17 protein-coding genes are annotated in these 19368 nt (G+C 62.9%); 4 read left to right on the top strand and 13 right to left on the bottom strand.

The window, feature by feature from the left end; genetic code table 11:
• Positions 1 to 150: 150 nt before the first annotated feature.
• Both CHB96_RS10310 and CHB96_RS10305 read right to left on the bottom strand, forming a co-directional pair.
• A complete protein-coding gene (locus CHB96_RS10310; protein ID WP_089245748.1) occupies positions 151 to 1500 on the bottom strand; it encodes an FAD-dependent oxidoreductase in 1350 nt (449 codons plus the stop codon).
• Positions 1501 to 1529: 29 nt separating this feature from the next.
• Positions 1530 to 3107, bottom strand: coding sequence for an MFS transporter (locus CHB96_RS10305; protein ID WP_089245746.1), 1578 nt, complete (start codon positions 3105 to 3107; stop codon positions 1530 to 1532).
• 134 nt (positions 3108 to 3241) lie between these two features.
• On the opposite strand from CHB96_RS10305, the gene CHB96_RS10300 reads away from it, so the two are divergent.
• The 3 genes from CHB96_RS10300 to CHB96_RS10290 are packed head-to-tail and all read left to right on the top strand — an operon-like array spanning position 3242 to position 6104.
• Positions 3242 to 4261, top strand: a complete 1020-nt coding sequence (locus CHB96_RS10300) for an NADP-dependent oxidoreductase (protein WP_245865435.1) — start codon at positions 3242 to 3244, stop codon at positions 4259 to 4261.
• A complete protein-coding gene (locus tag CHB96_RS10295; protein ID WP_245865433.1) occupies positions 4258 to 5313 on the top strand; it encodes an ABC transporter substrate-binding protein in 1056 nt (351 codons plus the stop codon). Before CHB96_RS10300 ends, CHB96_RS10295 begins: the two co-directional genes overlap by 4 nt.
• Positions 5310 to 6104 (top strand): SDR family NAD(P)-dependent oxidoreductase, encoded by a 795-nt coding sequence (locus CHB96_RS10290; protein ID WP_245865432.1) that lies wholly within the window; start codon positions 5310 to 5312, stop codon positions 6102 to 6104. The genes CHB96_RS10295 and CHB96_RS10290 overlap by 4 nt, the downstream gene beginning before the upstream one ends.
• Here CHB96_RS10290 and CHB96_RS10285 read toward each other — a convergent pair.
• The 8 genes from CHB96_RS10285 to CHB96_RS10250 all read right to left on the bottom strand — a co-directional run bounded on the left by CHB96_RS10285 (position 6094) and on the right by CHB96_RS10250 (position 14620).
• The gene (locus CHB96_RS10285) at positions 6094 to 7380 is read right to left on the bottom strand and encodes an acyl-CoA dehydrogenase family protein (RefSeq protein ID WP_089245744.1); all 1287 of its coding nucleotides are present in this window, start codon (positions 7378 to 7380) and stop codon (positions 6094 to 6096) included. The two genes, CHB96_RS10290 and CHB96_RS10285, sit on opposite strands and share 11 nt — an antisense overlap.
• Before the next feature lie 44 nt (positions 7381 to 7424).
• The gene (locus tag CHB96_RS10280) at positions 7425 to 8495 is read right to left on the bottom strand and encodes an aldo/keto reductase (protein WP_089245742.1); all 1071 of its coding nucleotides are present in this window, start codon (positions 8493 to 8495) and stop codon (positions 7425 to 7427) included.
• Between the two features lie 169 nt (positions 8496 to 8664).
• Entirely contained in the window at positions 8665 to 10206 is a 1542-nt protein-coding gene (locus tag CHB96_RS10275; RefSeq protein ID WP_089246149.1) for a copper resistance CopC/CopD family protein, read from the bottom strand.
• Positions 10190 to 10897 (bottom strand): YcnI family copper-binding membrane protein, encoded by a 708-nt coding sequence (locus tag CHB96_RS10270; RefSeq protein WP_089245740.1) that lies wholly within the window; start codon positions 10895 to 10897, stop codon positions 10190 to 10192. Before CHB96_RS10270 ends, CHB96_RS10275 begins: the two co-directional genes overlap by 17 nt.
• A gap of 20 nt (positions 10898 to 10917) precedes the next feature.
• Complete coding sequence (locus CHB96_RS10265; protein ID WP_089245738.1) at positions 10918 to 11823, bottom strand: MetQ/NlpA family ABC transporter substrate-binding protein; 906 nt, start codon at positions 11821 to 11823, stop codon at positions 10918 to 10920.
• Complete coding sequence (locus CHB96_RS10260) at positions 11820 to 12656, bottom strand: ABC transporter permease (protein ID WP_089245736.1); 837 nt, start codon at positions 12654 to 12656, stop codon at positions 11820 to 11822. The genes CHB96_RS10265 and CHB96_RS10260 overlap by 4 nt, the downstream gene beginning before the upstream one ends.
• Positions 12637 to 13479, bottom strand: a complete 843-nt coding sequence (locus CHB96_RS10255) for an ABC transporter ATP-binding protein (RefSeq protein WP_089245734.1) — start codon at positions 13477 to 13479, stop codon at positions 12637 to 12639. Before CHB96_RS10255 ends, CHB96_RS10260 begins: the two co-directional genes overlap by 20 nt.
• Before the next feature lie 28 nt (positions 13480 to 13507).
• Positions 13508 to 14620, bottom strand: coding sequence for an ABC transporter substrate-binding protein (locus CHB96_RS10250; RefSeq protein WP_089245732.1), 1113 nt, complete (start codon positions 14618 to 14620; stop codon positions 13508 to 13510).
• Between the two features lie 362 nt (positions 14621 to 14982).
• Between CHB96_RS10250 and CHB96_RS10245 the strand changes: the two genes are divergently transcribed.
• On the top strand, positions 14983 to 15372 hold the full coding sequence (locus CHB96_RS10245; RefSeq protein ID WP_089245730.1) for a hypothetical protein: 390 nt from the start codon (positions 14983 to 14985) through the stop codon (positions 15370 to 15372).
• A 91-nt stretch (positions 15373 to 15463) separates the two neighbouring features.
• Here the strand turns inward: CHB96_RS10245 and CHB96_RS10240 are convergent, their stop codons facing one another.
• From CHB96_RS10240 to CHB96_RS10230, 3 genes are read right to left on the bottom strand one after another with little or no spacing between them, the layout of a single operon-like run.
• A complete protein-coding gene (locus CHB96_RS10240) occupies positions 15464 to 16708 on the bottom strand; it encodes an NtaA/DmoA family FMN-dependent monooxygenase (protein WP_089245728.1) in 1245 nt (414 codons plus the stop codon).
• Positions 16705 to 17634, bottom strand: coding sequence for a TauD/TfdA dioxygenase family protein (locus tag CHB96_RS10235; protein ID WP_089245726.1), 930 nt, complete (start codon positions 17632 to 17634; stop codon positions 16705 to 16707). Before CHB96_RS10235 ends, CHB96_RS10240 begins: the two co-directional genes overlap by 4 nt.
• Before the next feature lie 42 nt (positions 17635 to 17676).
• Positions 17677 to 19368, bottom strand: coding sequence for a dipeptide ABC transporter ATP-binding protein (locus tag CHB96_RS10230; RefSeq protein WP_089245724.1), 1692 nt, complete (start codon positions 19366 to 19368; stop codon positions 17677 to 17679).

Raw genomic sequence — 19368 nt, 5'->3', positions numbered from 1 at the left:
AAAGGTCTTGCGTTCGAAGAGCAGATCGGTTTCGGCGCCCAACTCTCGCAGCTGTCAGGCCCTAAACTGAACTGATGTCAGTTTGAAAGATAGTGCCAGGTACTTGTGATGTCAATCACCAGATTCGCTTGACGTCATCTGCACTACGCGCTAGTGGTGAACGGCATCCGCCGATCGACCGATGACAGTGGCCGCGGCGGTCCGGCCGAAGACGAGAGCACTGGCCAATCCACCCGCGTAGGCCCGATTCCACAGCCCACCGGTGTCCGATCCCGCAGCGAGCAGGCCCGGAACGGGAGTTCCGTCGACCGTCAGTACACGCGCTCGGTCGTCGATCGACACTCCGTGGAAGGGGAACGTGATCGCCGGAACGGTCTCGATCACGTAGTACGGCGGCTCTACGAGTGGTTCGGGATCGAGCGCACGGCCGGGAGCCAGCGCGTCGCCCCTCTCGGCTGCAGCATTGAACCGCATGATCGCCGACGCGATCGCCGCCCCGTCGTATCCCCACTCCTCCGGCAGATACTCGAGCTCGTCGAGGGAATCAGCTCGCCCGACGCGGCCGCCGCGCTTGCCCGCAAGTTCGAATTTGTCGACCGCGACCGCGCCCTCCACGTACGAGGCAAGCATCCAGTCCCGGTGCACACGCGCGTCGGCGATCAGTAGTCCGCGCGCTTCAGGTCGAGCGAGCAGTGCCATCGTCGTCAGGTGGTCACCGAGTGTTTCGTCGACGAATCGCTCGTTGTTCGTGTCGAACAGCAGCGCATGTTCGCTGTAGTAGAGGGACATGTCGACGAAGTCGGCCGGATCGGACAGCGCGACCCCGCTCGGAATCAGGTGTCCGTAGAAACCCGCCATGTCGCCACGCGTCCCAGCACGGACCTCGGATGCCAGTCGGTAGCCGTCACCGCGGCTGAGTGGGTTCGATCGAAGTTCCATCTCGGCTGCCGCGGGATGAACATGCTGCGCGATCAAGTCCTTGTCGCCTTGGAACCCTCCGGTCGCCAGAAGAGTATGGGTGGCACGTAGGTCCCGAGCGGGTTCGGTGCCTGTGCGAGCGCGCGCGCCGTGGACCTTCCCGCCGTCCAGCAGCAGGCTCTCTGTCGTCGTGTTCAGTACGACGACCCCGCCCGCGTCCACCACGATGCGCTTGCAGATGTCGACGTAGTGGTTGGTGTCGAACTTGTGTCCGCGGCCGAAGCTCAGAATCCTCTGCGCCTCACCGACGTCGACACCCACGGATCGGATCCAGTCGACGCCGTCGTCGAACCCGTCGATCAACCGGCGCTTCAACGACGGGTCGCCGTTCGGGTTCTGCTCGTCGAGCACGTCGTAAGTCGGTGCGGTCCAGACGTATCCAGCGAATCGCGCGTTCCCACCGACGTCTGGTCCGATCTCGACGACGCAGACCGACCGTCCCGCTCGTGCCGCACTGGCCGCGGCGGTCAGCCCCGCCATACCTGCCCCGATCACCAGCAGGTCGTATTCGGTGTCGTTCACTTGCCCCTTCTCCTTCTTTCTCGTTTCGTTCAGACGGTGGATGGATGGATGAGGATCCGGACACGCGGATCCTGGGTCAAATCGGCGGCAAGCGTCGTACGGATGAGCCGTTCCGGGACGGTGAGCCGAATCGTCTCCTGGGCGCTGTATTCGGACCAGTTCTTGAAGGTGCAGAACTCGACGTACGTGTCCGTCGAGTCGGTCGGCTGAGCAATCGACCAGCGCAGCGCCCCCAGCCGAAGGCGCGACGACCTCAGCCGATCGATGTCACCGACGAAGTGGCTCGCTCGGTCCGGATGGACGACGTACGTGGTCTCGACGACGATTCTCCGACCATCGTGATCGGACATGGGCGTCGGCGGCCCGCGCACACCGGACGGTTCCGGCGAGATCGACTCGCTGGGAAGAATCCCCCTGCGCAGCAATCCGATTGCCGAGAACGCCATCGCGACTGCCGCCGCCCCGATGGACAAAGTAAGTCCGACGCTGTCCGAGAGAAGCCCCCAGGCCAAGGCTCCGACGGCCTGGCTTCCTTGGAACGTCAACATGATGAAGGCAATCACTCGGGATTTGATCCACGGCGGCATGACTGCGTGCGTCGCGATCATCCAGGTGCTCTGAACCCCGACCCACGCAGCACCGACGATCACCAGAAGCACGAACACGACCGCAGTCCACGGAACGATGACGAGCCCCAGCAACACCACGGCGTACGCCGCCGATCCGATCGCGGCAAAGGTATTCCAGCTGAGCCGAGCCCGCAGGGGCATCAGAGCGACGGTGCCGGCCACAGCACCGATTCCGATGGCGCCGGACAGAACACCGAACTCGAATGTCGTCACGCCGAGCATGTCGTAGGCAACGACGGGCAACAGCGCCCACAGGCAACTGGCAGGCAGCCCGAACATGATGACGCGGAACAGAAGTCGACGCGTCCACCGTGAGTGCCGGATGAATCGCAGGCTGGTCTCGACCGATTCACGAACGGACCCGGTCTTGTCGGCGCGCCCCGACTGGGCCGGAATCTGTGTTGCCGCAAGCACAGTACACAGCAGGACGAGCACGGTGACGAGAGCGAACGTCGACGTGGCTCCCCACGCAGCGAGTAGTGCGCCTCCGAGAACAGGACCGATCGCACGCGCTCCGTTGAAGATGGCGCCGTCGATCGCCGGCACGACCGTCATCATCTCCCGAGTCGCAAGAGTCGGAAGGAGCGCCTGCCACACGATCGCAACGGATGCCAGTCCGCACCCGGACACGAATACCGCCGTCATCAGGATCGGAGTAATTGCGAGCCCCATGTACTGCAGCACTGTCAGCAACATCGACGCTACGAGTAGAGCGACCGATGTCGCGACCAGCAGCCTCCGGTGTCCGACGTACCCTGCCCAGGCGCCGATCGGCAGGGACAGCAGAAAGAACGGCAGGCTGGCAGCGAACTGAACAGACGAGACGGTGAACGCCGACTCACCCGATTCGGTCAGCGTCCACTGCACGGCGAGAACCAGAATCCACACTCCGACACTGGCACTCAGTTCGAAGCCCAGCATCATTCGCAGTGTTCGGACGCGGAACGGCGAGAGTAGTCCGACAGTCTGCGGTTGCATCACGATCCTCCTTCATGCGGCTCAACATGAATTTAGTTCAGGAACTGCCTCCGTGTGTTAGTTTCGGGTCGATCGTCGAACTGAACTCGTATCGAATCACTACTCAGTGCCTCGCCTTGGAGGTTCCACACGCTGTGAAATCCAGAACGATCTGCCTCGTGTCCTCGCCGCCCGACACCATGGAGACGCACCACTTCACCGTCCGCAACGACGAACTCGGCCCACTGCAGGACGGTGAGGTACTTGTTCGCAACACATGGCTGTCCATCGACCCGTCCATCCGGCTCCGGCTGGGCTCGAACGCACCGGCAGGCTACCTACCACCGATCCAGCCCGGCGAACCCTTGGCAGGACTTGCTCTCGGCGTTGTCATGGATTCCAGGGACGCCGGTTTCGAGTTCGGCGACACTGTGTCTCACATGAGCGGATATCGCGACTACGCAGTAGTGAACAGTGCTGCAGGCGGCCTCGGCGGCGCGGGAACGCTCACGAAGATCGATGCCGGATCGTTCCCACCGCAGTGGTTCCTCGGGCCACTCGGGAGCTCCGGGCTGACGGCCTACGTCGGCCTGTTCGAGATCCTCGACCTGAAACCATCGGATACCGTGTGGGTTTCGGCAGCAGCAGGCGCAGTGGGCAGCATTGCTACACAACTCGCCGGATTGCACGGCTGCACGGTGGTCGCCTCGGCGGGCAATGCAGACAAGGTGCAGTTTCTGCGTGATTCACTCGGCGCGACAGCCGCTTTCGACTATCACGACGGCGACATCGGAGCACTTCTCGCCGATGCGGCGCCGGATGGAATCGACGCGTATTTCGACAACGTCGGTGGTTCTCATTTCGCCGCGGCCCTCGACCACCTGCGCCCAGGCGGCCGCGTCGCGATGTGCGGCGCTGTCTCGACGTACGGATCCAGTACGGCGATGCCGTCGAATCTGTTCCAGATCACTGCAAAGAGCCTGCGACTGGAAGGCTTTCGGGCCGGCTCCTACGACCACCTGTACGACGACATGCGCACGCTCGTCGGCGGGTATCTACAGGACGGCAGGCTGATCTACGAGGAATCCGTGTTCGACGGACTCGAGCAAGCCCCGGTCGCACTCATCTCGATGCTCGACGGGGACACCACAGGAAAGACACTGTGCCGACTATGAACGGAACACCCTCCATGCCGAACCAATTCATGACCCGCGCGACACTATTCGTCGCATCTGCTGCGCTTGCTCTGACTGCCTGTAGCAGTAGCTCAGCCGGACCTGCGCAGCCGGTCGACGGCTCGTGGGACGACGTCGTTGCCGCCGCCAACGCCGAGGGCGCCGTCACGTTGTATTCGACGCAGGCCGCACCGCGGCTCGCGGCGCTCGAAGCTGCATTCGAATCGCGCTACCCGGCAATCGACCTCGAAGTCGTACGCGGCGTCGACGCCGATCTGTTGTCGAAGATGGACGCCGAAGGACGTTCCGGCCGCGGAATCGGCGACGTAGCAGTCATCACCGACGTGACGTGGATGGACGCCAACGAAGATTCGGACGCAGCAGTCGATATCATCGGACCCAGTTTCGACAATTCGGACTACGACCGGGAGACCAGCGTCGTCGCCGACCGTTTCTTCCTCGAGGGAGCCGTCGTTCTCGGTTTCGGTTGGAACACAGACCTTGTGCCCGGCGGAATACAGTCCGCCGACGACTTTCTGAATCCGGCGCTCGCGGGCAAGATCGGCATCGTCAGCCCGAGCACGTCGCCGACCTATCTCGACTATTACGCGCATCTGGAGGACCACTACGGCGGCAGACAGTTCCTCGAATCGATCGCCGCGTTGGATCCCCGCATCTATCCGAGCAATCAGCCTCTCGGGCAAGCTCTCACGTCGGGTGAGATCAGCGTCGGCTTGATGTCCGATCCGATGCTGCCGGCCAAGGAATCCGGTGCTCCCGTGGAATGGTTTGCCGGCGAGCACATCTGGGGAGCCCGGTGGTACGGCCTCGCGCTCGGTTCGGCCCCGCACCCGAATGCCGCACAAGTGCTGGCGGATTTCATGGTCACGCGCGAAGGACAAGAAGCGACGTCGGTCGGGTACGGAGCAGCGCTCCCCGGAATCGACGGGTCCATCGCGGTCGCCCAAGACGTCGCTGATCAGAATCCCGATGTCACCACCGGCGACGGTGCAGCGAAGTACCGCGACGAGCTGGAAGCGGTGTTCCAGTGACCGGCCCGGACATGCAGTTCGACGGAAAAGTCGTCGTCGTTACCGGCGCAGGTTCCGGAATCGGCGCTGCCACTGCCCGGCTGTTCGCCGAACGCGGCGCTGCGTCAGTGTTTCTGTGCGACATCGATTTCGGCGCTGCGACACGAGCAGCCGACTCCCTTCGCGTCGGACATGCAGTAGCCCTCGACGTCGGCGATTCTACGGGCGTCAGGGATATGTTCACCGATGTTCTCGCCGCGCACGGCACACTGGATGTCGTCGTTCATGCCGCCGGGATCGACGATCCCAAGAGCAAGCAACGAACCTACGACGCCGCCGACCGAGGCGAACCCGTCGACGTGTTGACGCATCTGGACGACGAGGATTGGCGCCGCATCATGAACGTCAATCTCGACGGCACATTCCACGTGCTTCGGGAAGCGGTCCGGGTGATGAAACCGAACCGAGCCGGTGTGATCGTGACGGTCGGTTCATCCTCCGCGTTCGACACACTCACCGGCTATCCCCACTACGCCGCGTCGAAAGCCGGTGTTCACGCTCTCAGCCAAGCGGTGGCCAAGGAAGTGGCCCCCTTCGGCATTCGCGTGAACACCGTCGCGCCGGGGCCCGTCGACACCGGAATGGCACAACGGACCCCGGAGCGTCTGCGAGCGGCAATGACGCAGAACGGTTTTCGGGGTTACGCCACCGCCGAGGAGCTGGCCGACAACATCGCCTATCTCGCGTCGGACGGTGCCGCGAACGTGATCGGCGCGGTTCTGCTGAGCAATGGCGGAAGATTCACGGTGTAGCGAGCGCCGCGCCCGGTTCGGCCAAGGCTGGAGCGATGCCGACGGACGGGACATGCACTGGTTCGGTGCCGTTCAACACGAAGTCGCCGATCCCTCTCTCACGGTAGATAGCCGGATTATGCGACGACAAGGTGCGGGCGTTTCGCCAGTGCCGATCGAGGTGGAGGCTCTCGTCCAGCGCCGAGGATCCGCCGACCTCGAAGACCTCCGCGGTGGCTCGGAGCGCAAGGTCGATCACTGTCGTCTGTGCTCGGTAGGCCCCGAGTTCGGCGGCCAACTCCAGTTTCTTCACTGCTGCTTCGGCTTCGGGAGTCCTGTCCTCCGGTGCCGTGACGCGCAGCGCGAATCGTGCGTCGGTCGCCGCATCGAGTTCGCCGACAGCACCCAGCACGATCTGCTTGGTGGCATACGCGACGGCATCGACCCGGCCGATGACTTGTTGTACCTGGGGGTCTTCGCGCGGCAGATCCGCATTGCCCTGACTGTACGAGCGACGCCTGCGCCGAACGAACTCCGCCGTCTCGTCGACCGCAGCACGCACGATCCCCGACAGAGCGGCCAGGTGGGTCAACTGCAAGCCGGCGAGTTGACCGCCCTGAACTTCCTGTCGACCGATGATGTCCTGGGGTTGTACGACGACGTCGGTCAAGATCGTCGTACCACTTCCGCTCGTGCGCTGGCCGAAGCCGGAGTAGTCGTCGATCAAGCGGAGCCCTGGCGCGTCACTGCGGACCAACGCGGTGACGCGCTGACCGTCGTCGTCGGTGACGGCAACCGAAATGTAGTCCGCGTACAGGCTTCCCGTGCTGTAGTACTTGGTGCCGTTGAGCAGGAAGGTATCGCCATTCGCACGCAACGTCGTATTCGTCCGTCCGCGGACGTTGCCCTCGCGCTCGCTGCTTGCATTACCGACGATCGCGCCGTCGGCGATTCTCCGAAGCCAGAACTGTCCACGCTCGGTGTCCCGTTCTCGGAGTCGGTCTTCGGTGAATCGGAAGTGGACACGTAGCGCCTGCACCAAATTCGATTCGGCCGCACCGAGTTCGATGAGAAGCGTGAACAACTGTCGCTGAGTCGCGCCGAGCCCGCCGAATTCGCGTGGCACACGGATCGCGCCGAAACCACTGTCGCGCAACCACGTCGCTTCCTCGATCGGGACGCGTCGAACTTTTTCTCGTTCCAGCGCGCCCTCGGCGATGCGCTCGAAGATCGGCCGAAACCGATCGAGCAGTTCGTCGTCGGTCAGTGGCGCATCCGCGATGAGAGACGTGGACATTCGAAACTCCTGGAGTGGTCGGTGAATTCGATGGAAGGCGCGAGTCAGGCGCCGGCGAGAACCGCAGTCGGGCGGTAAGGACGGACGCGTCGACGTCCTTCTTTATCGCTCGTCAGCCAGGGCGGGATCCATCCCTCGTCGGCGCGGTTGACGGTGATACCTGGAGGCACGACCTCGTCGACGGCATCGAGGATCGACTCGTCGAGCACGATCTCCGGGACGGCGAGGAGACTGTCGAGGTGCTGGCGAGTCCGAGGGCCGACGAGGACGCTGGACACGGCCGGGTGGTTCAGCACGAACGCGACCGCCAACTCGGGCAGCGCCAGTCCGGCATCACGTGCGATGTCGCCGAGCTTGATCGCCAGTTCGCGCTTGGTGCGGTTGATCGGCAGCGCGGGGTCGTGGCGGGCCGGAATACGTGCGGCGCGAGCCGAAGCCGGAGCTTCGCTTCCCTCGACGTGCCGACCCGAAAGCCATCCGCCCGCAAGCGGACTCCAGGTGAGCACACCGAGGTCGTACTTCTGGGCGACAGGGAACACTGCGCGCTCGGCTCCGCGAGCGAGAATCGAGTACGGCGCCTGCTCGGTGGCCGGCTTGCTGCGACCGTCACGTGCCGCGGCCCACTGCGCCTCGACGAGAAGGTGCGGTTCGTTCGTCGTCGTTCCGTAGTAGCGGATCTTGCCCTGACGCACCAAATCATCGAGTGCGCAAACGGTTTCGCTGATGTCGACCTCGGGGTCGGGCTTGTGCTGCTGGTACAGATCGATGTAGTCGGTGTCCAGGCGACGTAGCGAATTCTCGACCTCCTGGAAGATCCAGCGGCGCGAGCTGCCGCGAGTGTTGATGCCGTCGCTCCACTGGCTGTGGAACTTGGTGGCGAGAATGACGTCGTCACGACGTCCCTTGATCGCCTTGCCGACGATCTCCTCGCTCTCCCCCTGCGAGTACGAGTCCGCAGTATCGACGATGTTGATACCGGAATCGAACGCGTGGTGGATGATCGAAATTGCTTCGTCGTGGTCACTCAGGGCTCCGGATCGTGAACCGAAGTTCATCGCGCCGAGCGTCAGCTGACTGACTTTGACTCCGGTCTTGCCCAGCGTGCGGTAACTCATCTGTTGTCCATTCCTTCGTGTATCCGATGGTGTCTCACCCCGCCCGGATCGACGACGTCATCAGTGGCGCATCGAGATGATCACCACTGTCACCTCGACGAGTCTCGCCCAATCTCGGCCGGTGCGAAACCATTCCGATCATCGAGAAGGAAAGTGCGGCTGTGCAGCATCACAGGGCGTCGTAGTAGAACGACGCCACCTTCGGCCCATGGGAGCCGTCGAACCGTACGGTCACCTTCCACTCCCCGGGCGCAGGGACGATGAGACCGTCGCTGCGCCACACGAGGTCGCCGCCCTCGTCGGTCGCCCCGGTGAGCGCGACGGGCAACCGAGCGACGTTGGCCGCCGAGGACGACAGATCCACACTGACCGAGACCGATCCATCGGTCGAGGGATAGGAGATGGTGAGCTGCTGAGGTCCACGCCGTATCGAGTCGATCCCGATATCCAGCACCTCGGACGAGCCGAAGTCGAGCGTGGTCGCGATATCGGTGGTGTACACATCCTTCGCGGGCGCCAATGTGGACAACACCGACGTCAACGCCAGAACAGACACCGCTGCAACACTTTCCACAAGCAGTGTTCGACGACGAAAATGCCGGAAGGCCAGATATCCGAGTCCTACGACGACCACCACGACGAACACTTTGGCCAGCAGCACGAGCCCGTATGCCGTCCCCCACAATGCTCCGATGGGACGAATCTGCAAGAGGGACAACACTAGACCCGCGACGACCGCCAACCCGACGTGTACCACGGCCACAACGTGCCACCGACGTAGTTGGGGTGCTGCGCGCAGCACGAGCAACATCACCGCGAGACCACCGAGCCACACCGTGATCCCGTAGACGTGAAGGACCGTCGCGAGGAACGACCACGGCCACCCACCCGCCGATCCACCATGCCCACCGAGCGTCACCGCCACTACCGCGACAGCAGCCTGGACAACTCCCAGCGCACCCGAACCACGCCCTCGGCCAGGAGGAACGACGATCGCGACGACCGACACCACGACGGCAACCGCGATGGCGACCCCATTGGGAGCCGTCGACACGGTCCGCACGCTGCCGAACGAGATGCGATCCACCCCACCCGACTGCTGCGCGACGAGCACGAACAGCCGCCCCGCCAGACCTGCCGCGAGAGCTCCGGCCCCGATGCGGTACACCCACCGAAATCGGACGAGCCCAGGAGCGGACCTCCACACCCACAGCGACGCCAGCAGGAGGCCCGACGAGAACACGAGCCCCAGGTACGCCAGGGTCTTACTGGGATAGTTCAAGTACTGCTCGACACCTCGGCCCGAGTCCGTCGCGAACGATCCTTGCGCGGTGACCGAACCCACGGTGAACTGGATCGACAGCGACACCACATGCGTGTCCGCCGACACCACCCGCGCGGTCGCCAGGTAGGCCCCGTCCGCAATCTCCTCGGCGGGAAGCAGCACGATGCGCCGCTGACCGTCGTCGACCCTCACCTCGGCCAGCTCGGCCACCCCACCGTCGCCGTCGATCAGTTGCGCCGATCCCTCGATGAGCGTCACCGGCTCGTTCAGCTGTAGCACCAGTTCGCTCGGTGCTTTGTCGACGTGTGTGCCGGTGGTCGGTGACGTCGAGATCAGACTCGCATGCGCCGATGCCAATCCCGATCCGAGGAGCAGTGCTGTGACAACTCCGAACAGCAGGACCGAGAAACTACGAACCCGCACCACGACCACGCCGCAACACGAAGCCGAGCCCGGCCACGGCCGCAACGGCGAGTACCAGGCTCACCACGGAAATGGTCTGCCACACCCGATCCGAGCCGTCGGACGTCGCCACCACGTCGTGGTGCTCCGAACCGCTGTCCGACGACGCAGCCCCGTGTCCGTCACCGTGACCAGCGTCGGCTTCCACAAGAGCCACCTCGGGAGCGGGGTGTTCCGGCTCGCTCGACTCGTCGACGGCGACTTCGTTCCAGGAGACGACCGAACCGTCGGTGTACGACTGATCGGACGGCAGCGCAACGGAATCGACTCCCTCCGGCCACGGCCCCGCGGAGAACGAGAACACCTGATATTCGCCGACGCCATATCCGGACGCGGGATCTGTTGCGGTCCAGACGATTCGGGATACCCGGTCGGTGCCGCCGGACTGCTCACGCTCCGCGTTCGCAGTCCAGCCCGGGATCGGCTGTGTCCGGGCAGAAGTCAGATTCACGTCGTCGGGAATGGTTACCGTCAACCCGACCGTCGACGCACCGTCCGTCTCACCGGGTACGACGAGTTCGACGATGCCGTAGCCACCTTGCGGCAGCGGTGACCCACCGGACCGAACGTGCGCGGATGCCGGGGTGGCGAGCGCGAGCCCACCGACAGCAGCCGCCAGTACGACCGCCCCAGCTCGGAACATACGATGCTTCATCTTTCGTGCTCTCGTTTCGTTCAATTGGTGTCGGTCACGGCGGCGGGAATGTTCGCGCCGTGGAAGTTCTGTTTCAGGAATTCGGCCACGTCCGGACTTTCCAACGCGTGGGTGAGTTCGAGGACTCTCTCGTCACCCGCCAGCCGTGATGGCGCGACGAGCACGTGCGCGTACGGGTTCTGCGGGCCCGGTTCCACGGCAAGCGCGTCCTTGTCGGGCTCGAGTCCGATGGACTCCGCTTGCTTGGGAGTGAGTACGACGGCATCGTAGTTCTCGTACAGCCCGTCGATGAATTCGCCGTATTCCAGCGGCAGCAACGACAGGTGACGCAGCGAATCGACGACGTTTGCTTCGGTCACCGTCAGGTCCTGCACTTCGGTACCGCCGAAAGGCCGATCGAGTTGGGTCAGTCCCGAGCTCTGCAAAAGGTACAGTCCGCGCGCGAAGCCGGTCGGCGTGTTGGGCAGAACCACCTTGGACCCGTGCGGCAGGCTACTGCCGGTGACTTGGTCGTCGATGAGATCGACGTTGAGCCAGTCGGCTGTGTCTGCCAGATCCTTCCATTTCGACGAATACAGACCGTAGGGAACGACATTGACCTTCGATACGATGCTGAGGTTGTCGTAGCCGTGTTCTTCCTGGTCGGCCTCGAACGCCGGGATGTGTTGGTAGTACGACAGATCGCCGTCACCTGCAGCCACCTTCCCGTTCGATTCGTCGTCCGCGTCGATCAATTCGACGCCCACGGTGTCGGGAAGAAGATTGTCGACGGCGAACTGCAAGACCTCCCGGTCGTCGCCGACACCGACGTACACCTTCAGTACATCGGCGCCGGACGACCCCTCGTCGGCGCGCACGTTCGATCCACACGCCACCAACCCCGGAACCAGCAGTGCAGCGAGAGCCACGAGGACTTTGAATCTCATTTGCTGGTGAGTCCTCGTTGCCATCCGGTCACGCGCCATTCGATGCCGGTCATCACTGCGTTCACCAGAATGCCGATCAGACCCAGTGCGAGAATTCCCGCGTACATCTGCGGCGTCTGGTAACGCAATGCTGCGTTGTTGATGTAGATACCTATTCCTTGTGCGCCACCGACGAGTTCAGCTGCGACAAGCGCAGTGAATGCGTTCGACGCCGCCAATCTGATACCGGGAAAGATCCCGGGGATCGCGGCAGGAAGCACGACGCGGGTGAAGATGTAGAGACGGCCCGCACCCAGTGTGCGTGCGGCGTTCAGCAGAATTCGCTCGACGCTGGAGACTGCGCCGACGGCGGTGATGAATATCGGCCAGAAGCACGCCCACCAGACGATCGCGACCTTGGACTCCTCACCGATACCGAGGAAGACCACGAAGACGGGAAGCAGCGCCAGCAGCGACAGGTTGCGGAAGAACAGCAACACCGGCTCGGTCAGTTTCTGGAATATCTTCACCGATCCGACGAGGATTCCGAGCGCGATCCCGGACACCAGCGCGAGCACGAACCCGATCAAGGCTCGCTGCACGCTGGGCCAGATCTCCGTGGCGAGCGTGCCGTCGACCAAGCCGTCGACGAAGGCAGTGAAGACGTCGAGGGGCTTGGACAGGTAGAGGTCGGACACGTAGCCGAAATCGACTATCGCCCACCACAGAACCAGAAATCCGACGAGACCGACTGCTCCGTAGATGTATCGGTCGTACTTCGCGAGGAAAGGGTTCGGCCCCTTCGGAGGGGTGATGATCTCCTCGCCGCGGGAGTCATCGAGCGTCGTGACCAAGATCCACCTCCTCTTCCAGGACACGGGCAACCCGTGACCGCACGTGCACGAAATCTTCCGAACTGCGAATCGCATTGTCACGGTGGCGAGGCAGATCGACGTCGATGATGGACTTGACCTTGCCGGGCGACCGGGTCATCACTGCAATTCGGTCCGAGAGGAACACCGCCTCATCGATCGAATGGGTGACGAAGAGGACTGTTTTCTTCGTCTCCCCCGACTCCCAGATCCGGACCAGTTCGCCCTGCAGGAACTCACGAGTCTGCGCGTCGAGAGCCGCGAACGGCTCGTCGAACACGAGGATCTCGGGTTCGTAGGCGAGTACACGGGCAATCGCCACGCGCTGACGCATACCCCCGGACAGCTGGTGCGGCAGTCGATCGGCTGCTGCCTCCAATCCGACGGTCTTGAGCACTTCGGCTGCTTTGGCGCGACGTTCGGCCTTCGGCACACCGCGCACCTTCAGCCCGACCTCGACGTTCTTCTGCGCCGTGAGCCACGGGAACAATGCGTAACCCTGAAACACGACTCCGACGTTCTTGTTCACACCGTCGACGCGTTTGCCGTCGACGAGAACCGCTCCGCCGTTGTAGGTTTCGAGGCCCGCAAGGATATTCAGGAATGTCGATTTCCCGCAGCCACTCGGACCGAGCAGCGACAGAAATTCGCCGCTCTCGATACGCAGGTCGAAGTCATCGAGTACCGCGGTGGTCTCGCGCCTCGATCCCGGTGTCGGATACAGCTTGACGACGCGCTTGGCCTCGATCTTGGCGTGCGTTCGAACACTCGTGACGCTCTGTTCTTCGAGCAGTTGTTGGCTCATGTCGGTTCACCTTCGTTGGCGGTGGTGGTCACTCTTCGAGTCCCTCGATGTCGACGAGATGGGTCTTTAAGATCCCGTCGTTCTGCTCCTCGGTGACGATCGAGGTGTTGAACTCCTGGGATTCGATGAGGTCAGCGGAGGTTGCGTAGGGGTTGAATGCGTTGGTCGCGATATCCTCCGGCTTCAAGTTCTCGGAGCCGGGGAGCGGATTTCCGACCTCCTCGACCAGATCCCACCACAGCTGAAGGCTTGCTTTGTCGAGCAAGGCATTCGGCGCGTAGTGCCAGTTGGTGGTCTGCTCGACGGGGTAACCGGTTGTCTTGCCGGCGATTTCGGCGGATTCCTTCGGATGCGCGTTGGCCCAGTTGGCAGTTCGAGCGATCACGCCGACGAACTCACGGGCAGCTTCGGGATTCTCCTTCAACCACTTGTTACTCGCGACGTACGGTGCCTGGCCGCCCAACGGTCCCCAGTCCTCGTAGGAGGTGAACGCTTGCGTGAACTTGTCCGGCTGACTCAGCAGAACGCCGATCAGAGGCGGATGGAAGACTCCCAGGTCCACTTCACCGCGCTCGATTGCCGGCGCGATCAACTCGTTCTTCAGTTCGAGGAAGTTGACCTTGTCCAAATCGACGCCGTTCTTGAGCAGGTAACGCTTGAGCACCAAGTCGGTGCAACTGTTGAAACCGGACAGCCCGACGGTCTTTCCCTCGATCGCCTTCAAGTTCTCGCGGGTGATGTCCGATCCAGCCTGCGTGAAGTACGACATGTGCGGTTCTTCGGGCAGATCGAGCATGCTCGACGCGATGGCGGTGAATTCGAAGCCCTTCACCTTGCCGTCGATGTCGTTGTTGAACATTCCGGTGGCGATGTCGATCGCGCCCTGGTCGAGCAACTGGACTGCGGGGACCGCGGTGGCGGGACCGACGTACTCAGGTTTCACGCCCGCGTCGTCCCAGTAGCCGAGTTCGTCTGCGATGCGCACCAGCGAGAGCGCAGTAGGCGAGTTCGCGAAGCGGAAGGTCACCACACCGTCGTCGCCACCACTGCTGCAGCCGGCCAATACCAGCGGAGCTGCCACGAGTGCCGTCGCTGCAAGGGTCAGCTTCTTCGTCAGGCGCGTGTTCGTGAAGATGCTCATGCTCGCGCCTGCCGATGTGTTCTAGTGCCGATCACGGCATTTCCTCTCTGGCATTGGGTTGAAATGGATGCAAATCCTTCGATAGGCCATCGGGCCGCCCGAAGGGCATTCCTGGAACCATAAACATCTCGGTTCCACTTCTCCATAAATAGATTCATCGTGATCGCAGGTCGGACGAACGCGCCGATAAATCGTTGCTTCTGCGAATAATTCTGTGTTACCCGACGTTTCGCCGGGTGATTCGACGTCGTTGAAGTATTTCTGCACGGTCCGATGAAATCGCGAAGATTCTTATTGTCAGTTCGCGCGCGACCGTGAAATACGGTTCGTAGCGTGTGTGAACGATCGAATCGAGGAGATCCATGACGACCATTGCACCCACGGCCGGGGTCTCGATCGATCCCACGTTGAACCCCGACGATCTTCCACAGTTGGCTCCCGTCGGTGCCTACGGCATCGCTCGCGCGGCTATCGACGACGCACTGACGCTATATCCGGGAGAGCCGTCACTGGTCAGACTCGGTGACGAACTGGAATCTGCCGTAAGGACACCCCTACCCGATCCACACTGGCGAGTCACTCTCAACGAGATCGCAGTCCTCGCCACCACCGCCGGTGTCGTCGCGCGAGGTGGCGTCGGTCTGCTCGACGACGAGATCACGTCGGTACGCGCACGGGCCGCGCAGTTCCTGCAGGTCCGGGGCCTCGCCCCTGTCGTTCGGCAAGCGCATTTCGAGCGATACGTGCGGTAGGCGCTTCGCGCACGTGCACGAAAATACATAGCGGGCTATGTATTTCCGTGCACGTGAGCCGAAGGCGCCCGCCCAGCAGACTCCAATACCGTCAGCCTGTGTGTTGTGCGAAATTGTCACGAAGCGTCGTTCCCGTGTAGTCACGGCGATGCACGCCGCGAGCCTGCAGCAACGGAACGATGTGTTCCGCGGACTGCGGCAACGACTCCACGAACACGGTGTAGCCGTCCACCGCGCCGCGATCCGCCCAGCCGATCAAGTCGTCGGCAATTGCCTCCGGCGTTCCGAAGACACGACGATGTCCTCCCCCGCCCAGAACGATGAAGCGTCGCAACGTCAGTTCCGGGTTGCTGCGTGCCAGATCGATTCCGCCCTGGGCGAATCCGATGGACGTCGTCTCGTCCGTGACGGCGACCTCGTCGGGTACAGGACCGTCGAGGTCGAGTGTCTGCGGGTCCAATCCGAATCGACCGGCGAATCGGTGTAAGGCATCCGTGCCGTCGAGTGCATGCTCGGCGTCGTCGAGCAGGCGTCGAACCTCGTGTTCGGTACTGCCGATCGTGAAGAAGATCCCCGGTAGCACCAGCACCGACGCCGAGTCACCTCGCTTGTTCCGCGCTTCTTTGTTCAGGCGTTCGCGATAGTCACGAGAGGATTCCTCGCCCAAGCCGACCGAGAAGACTGCGTCGGCGAATTCGGCGGCCGTGTCGATTCCTCGAGGGGATCCGCCCGCTTGGAAGAGAATTGGTCTCCCCTGCCGTGAGCGCGGCAGCTGCAACGGCCCTGCGACCGAATAGAATTCGCCCTGATGGTCGATAGGCGCGCGGTCGAGGGCATCCAGGTCCCATCTCTGCGTGACGTCGTCCTTCCACGAATCCCACAGCTGCACGACGACGTCGGCGAATTCGTGTGCGCGACGGTAGCGCTCGTCCCGATCCGGTGGGGCGGCCAGACCGAAATTGCGCGCGACGGTCGGCTCCATCGTGGTGATGATGTTCCACCCCGCGCGTCCGTGCGACACGTGGTCGATCGACAGGATGGCACGCGCCAGCGCGTACGGGGTTCCGTACGTCGTCGACGCCGTGGCCACGAGCCCGACGTGTTCGGTTTCCCTGGCGAGCGCGGGCAACACGACGAGAGGGTCGAGGTACGAGAATCCCCTACCACCGGGAGGGATGCCCTGCGAATCGGCGAAGAACACCGCATCGAGCTTCGCCCGCTCGGCGAGTTGCGCCGAGCGGACGAAGTCGTCGATATCGACGAACGGATGCGAACCGTCCTCGGCCTGTAGCGCGCCCGGGATCAGGTTCACGGTGAAGCGGAGATACCGACTCATGCGCCGAGGAACGCCTCACCCGACACCGACTCGGATTCACGCCCGTCGACGCCCTTGGGTACGTCACCTTCCAACGTGACGCGGTAGAGAACTCGATCATGGCCCAGGTGCCCGGCGTCGGCGATCGCGAGATGCGCGGTCGCACGGTTGTCCCAGAAGGCGACGCTGCCCGGCTGCCACTGGAAGCGCACGGTGTACTCGGTCTTCGTCGCCTCCGCCCACAGCAGCTTCAGAAGTCGCTCACTTTGATCCGGAGTGAATCCTCGGATCTCGCGAGCGCCGCGGGTGAATCCTGGGCTGACGAACAACGCACGTTCACCCGTCAACGGATGCACCCGAACAGCCGGGTGGTAGGACACCAGATTGGCTTCCTTGATCTTCCGATCCCGTTGGCTTCCTTCGGCGGCGCGTGCCTGGAACCGATGCTTGATGTCGAGTGTGTCGACGAACGCGCGCAGCTCCTTCGGCAGGTTCTCGTATGCGGCCACGAGATTGGTCCACGCAGTGTCACCTCCGTACGGCGGGAGGATGTCGGCGCGCAGGATCGATGCGGCGGGTGGATTGATCAGCGCTGTGACGTCGGTGTGCCAGCTGTGGTCGTACGACGTCCGCTTGCGACCCAGATTCTTGTCGTACCGTCGGCTGTCGATCGGCAGAATCTCAGGGAATCCCTCCGGCGGGTTCTCCTCGTGCGGGTGGGCCGGCGTCACCTTGCCGAATCTCCGTGCGAAGGCAACCTGTTCGGCGTGCCCGATCTGTTGGTCGCGGAAGAACACGACCTTGTACTCGTTCAGAGCGCTCTGAATCTGGGCGACAGTTCCATCGTCCAGATCTTCACGCAGATCGACTCCGGTGATCTGCGCACCGATGTATCCCGCGACCGGAATGACGTCCAAGCCGACTGCGGTGTCGGGTGTTGCGGTCATGAGTTGGCTCCTTCTCGCGATAGGCGGCGCGGGCCGGAAAGGTCACGCGCTGTCTTTTTCACTCAGGCTGGAGTGAAAAGTTCTGTGTACGGCTGGATTCGGAATGGACTCGACCAGCCGTGCCGTGTAGTCGGTCTGCGGATCGGTGAACACGGTCGCAGTCTCGCCCTGCTCCTGTACGACACCGTGACGCAGTACAGTAACCGTGTCGGCCAATTGCCGGACGACGCTCAGGTCGTGCGAGATGAACAGGTAGCTGACTCCGAGCTTCACCTGGAGGTCCACCAAGACTTCGAGAATCTGCGCCTGCACGGTGACGTCGAGCGCGGAGGTCGGCTCGTCCAGCACCAGTACCTTCGGGCTCAGACTCAATGCTCGTGCAATGGCGACGCGTTGGCGTTGGCCGCCGGACAGTTCGGCTATTCCGCGGGATAGGTAGCTCTGGTCGAGACCGACGAGGTCGAGTACTCGGATTACTCGTTGGCGTCGCTCCGCTCGGGTACCGACCTTGTAGCGCACCAGAGGCTCGGACACCAAACGACCCACCGAGTACGTGGGGTCGAGCGAGTGGAACGGATTCTGGTACACCAGTTGGAGATTGCGTCGAGCCGCCCGGATCTCACGCTGACCGAGATGCGAAATATCCTGTCCGGCAACCAGAACGTGGCCGGTATCAGGCTCCTCCAGCCTCAGCACGATCCGTGCGAGCGTCGATTTTCCCGATCCGGATTCACCGACGAGGGCGTGGGTCCGTCCCTCTGGAATCTCGAACGACACGCCTTTCAGCGCCTCCGTCCGATGTCGCCCGTTCGAGAAGGTCTTGTGCACGTCGGCGACCACGAGGGCAGGACTCGCGGCCGATTGCGGTCGTCGCGACTTCGCTTCGGCGAACCGATCGGGTTCGATGCTCGGAATGTCTGCGATCAATGCACGGGCGTACTCCGAGTGCGGATCACGCAGCACCTCGACCGAAACTCCGGACTCCTCGACGCGCCCTCCGTTGAGAACGACGACCGTATCCGAACGCTCGGCCGCCAACGAAAGGTCGTGTGTGATCAGTAGAACCGACAACCCGTGTTCCGCCTTCAGGCGATCGATCAGGTCGAGAATGGTCTTCTGGATCGTGACATCGAGTGCCGACGTCGGTTCGTCGGCGATGATCAGATCGGGCCGCTGTGAGATGGCAATTCCGATCAGTACTCGCTGCAGCTGCCCACCGGACAGCTGATGTGGGTACGAGTGCAGCGCACGTTCGGGGTCGACGATCCCGACCGCATCGAGAAGTTCGACGGCCTGGGCATGATGGTCGCCGGACTTGGAGTACTCCGGCAGTCTCGATGTTCGAAATGCTTCGAATATCTGTCGATCGATTCTGCGAACCGGATCGAGCGACGCCGTCGGATCCTGTGGTACGAACCCGATCCGGCGGCCGCGGATGCGTCGAAACTCTCGCTCGCGCACACGCAGTACGTCGCGACCGCCGAAATGTGCGCTACCACCCACGGCCACGCGATCGTCGAGCAGGTTGAGAACCGCGTTCACGACCGTCGACTTGCCCGAACCCGACTCACCGACGATAGCAACGGTGGTGCCGGCATGTACGTCGAACGACACGTCGGACACCGTGGGCGAAGCCAGGTCTCCGCTGTAGGACACCGACAGATCACGCACGGACAGAAGCGGAGTGGCTTCGTCGCTGCCCGGTGCTCGGGTAATTTCGGAAACAGCAGTCAT

It is taken from the genome of Rhodococcoides kyotonense, from assembly GCF_900188125.1.
Lineage (GTDB): Bacteria > Actinomycetota > Actinomycetes > Mycobacteriales > Mycobacteriaceae > Rhodococcoides > Rhodococcoides kyotonense.
Note: the sequence above shows the minus strand (reverse complement) of the source record. Positions and strands in the feature narration are given on the sequence as shown.

Coding starts and splice junctions, on each gene's coding strand:
- CHB96_RS10305 (WP_089245746.1), bottom strand. CDS start 3,107: ATGCAACCGCAGACTGTCGGACTACTCTCGCCGTTCCGCGTCCGAACA.
- CHB96_RS10295 (WP_245865433.1), top strand. CDS start 4,258: ATGAACGGAACACCCTCCATGCCGAACCAATTCATGACCCGCGCGACA.
- CHB96_RS10285 (WP_089245744.1), bottom strand. CDS start 7,380: ATGTCCACGTCTCTCATCGCGGATGCGCCACTGACCGACGACGAACTG.
- CHB96_RS10280 (WP_089245742.1), bottom strand. CDS start 8,495: ATGAGTTACCGCACGCTGGGCAAGACCGGAGTCAAAGTCAGTCAGCTG.
- CHB96_RS10270 (WP_089245740.1), bottom strand. CDS start 10,897: ATGAAGCATCGTATGTTCCGAGCTGGGGCGGTCGTACTGGCGGCTGCT.
- CHB96_RS10265 (WP_089245738.1), bottom strand. CDS start 11,823: ATGAGATTCAAAGTCCTCGTGGCTCTCGCTGCACTGCTGGTTCCGGGG.
- CHB96_RS10255 (WP_089245734.1), bottom strand. CDS start 13,479: ATGAGCCAACAACTGCTCGAAGAACAGAGCGTCACGAGTGTTCGAACG.
- CHB96_RS10250 (WP_089245732.1), bottom strand. CDS start 14,620: ATGAGCATCTTCACGAACACGCGCCTGACGAAGAAGCTGACCCTTGCA.
- CHB96_RS10245 (WP_089245730.1), top strand. CDS start 14,983: ATGACGACCATTGCACCCACGGCCGGGGTCTCGATCGATCCCACGTTG.
- CHB96_RS10240 (WP_089245728.1), bottom strand. CDS start 16,708: ATGAGTCGGTATCTCCGCTTCACCGTGAACCTGATCCCGGGCGCGCTA.
- CHB96_RS10235 (WP_089245726.1), bottom strand. CDS start 17,634: ATGACCGCAACACCCGACACCGCAGTCGGCTTGGACGTCATTCCGGTC.
- CHB96_RS10230 (WP_089245724.1), bottom strand. CDS start 19,368: ATGACTGCTGTTTCCGAAATTACCCGAGCACCGGGCAGCGACGAAGCC.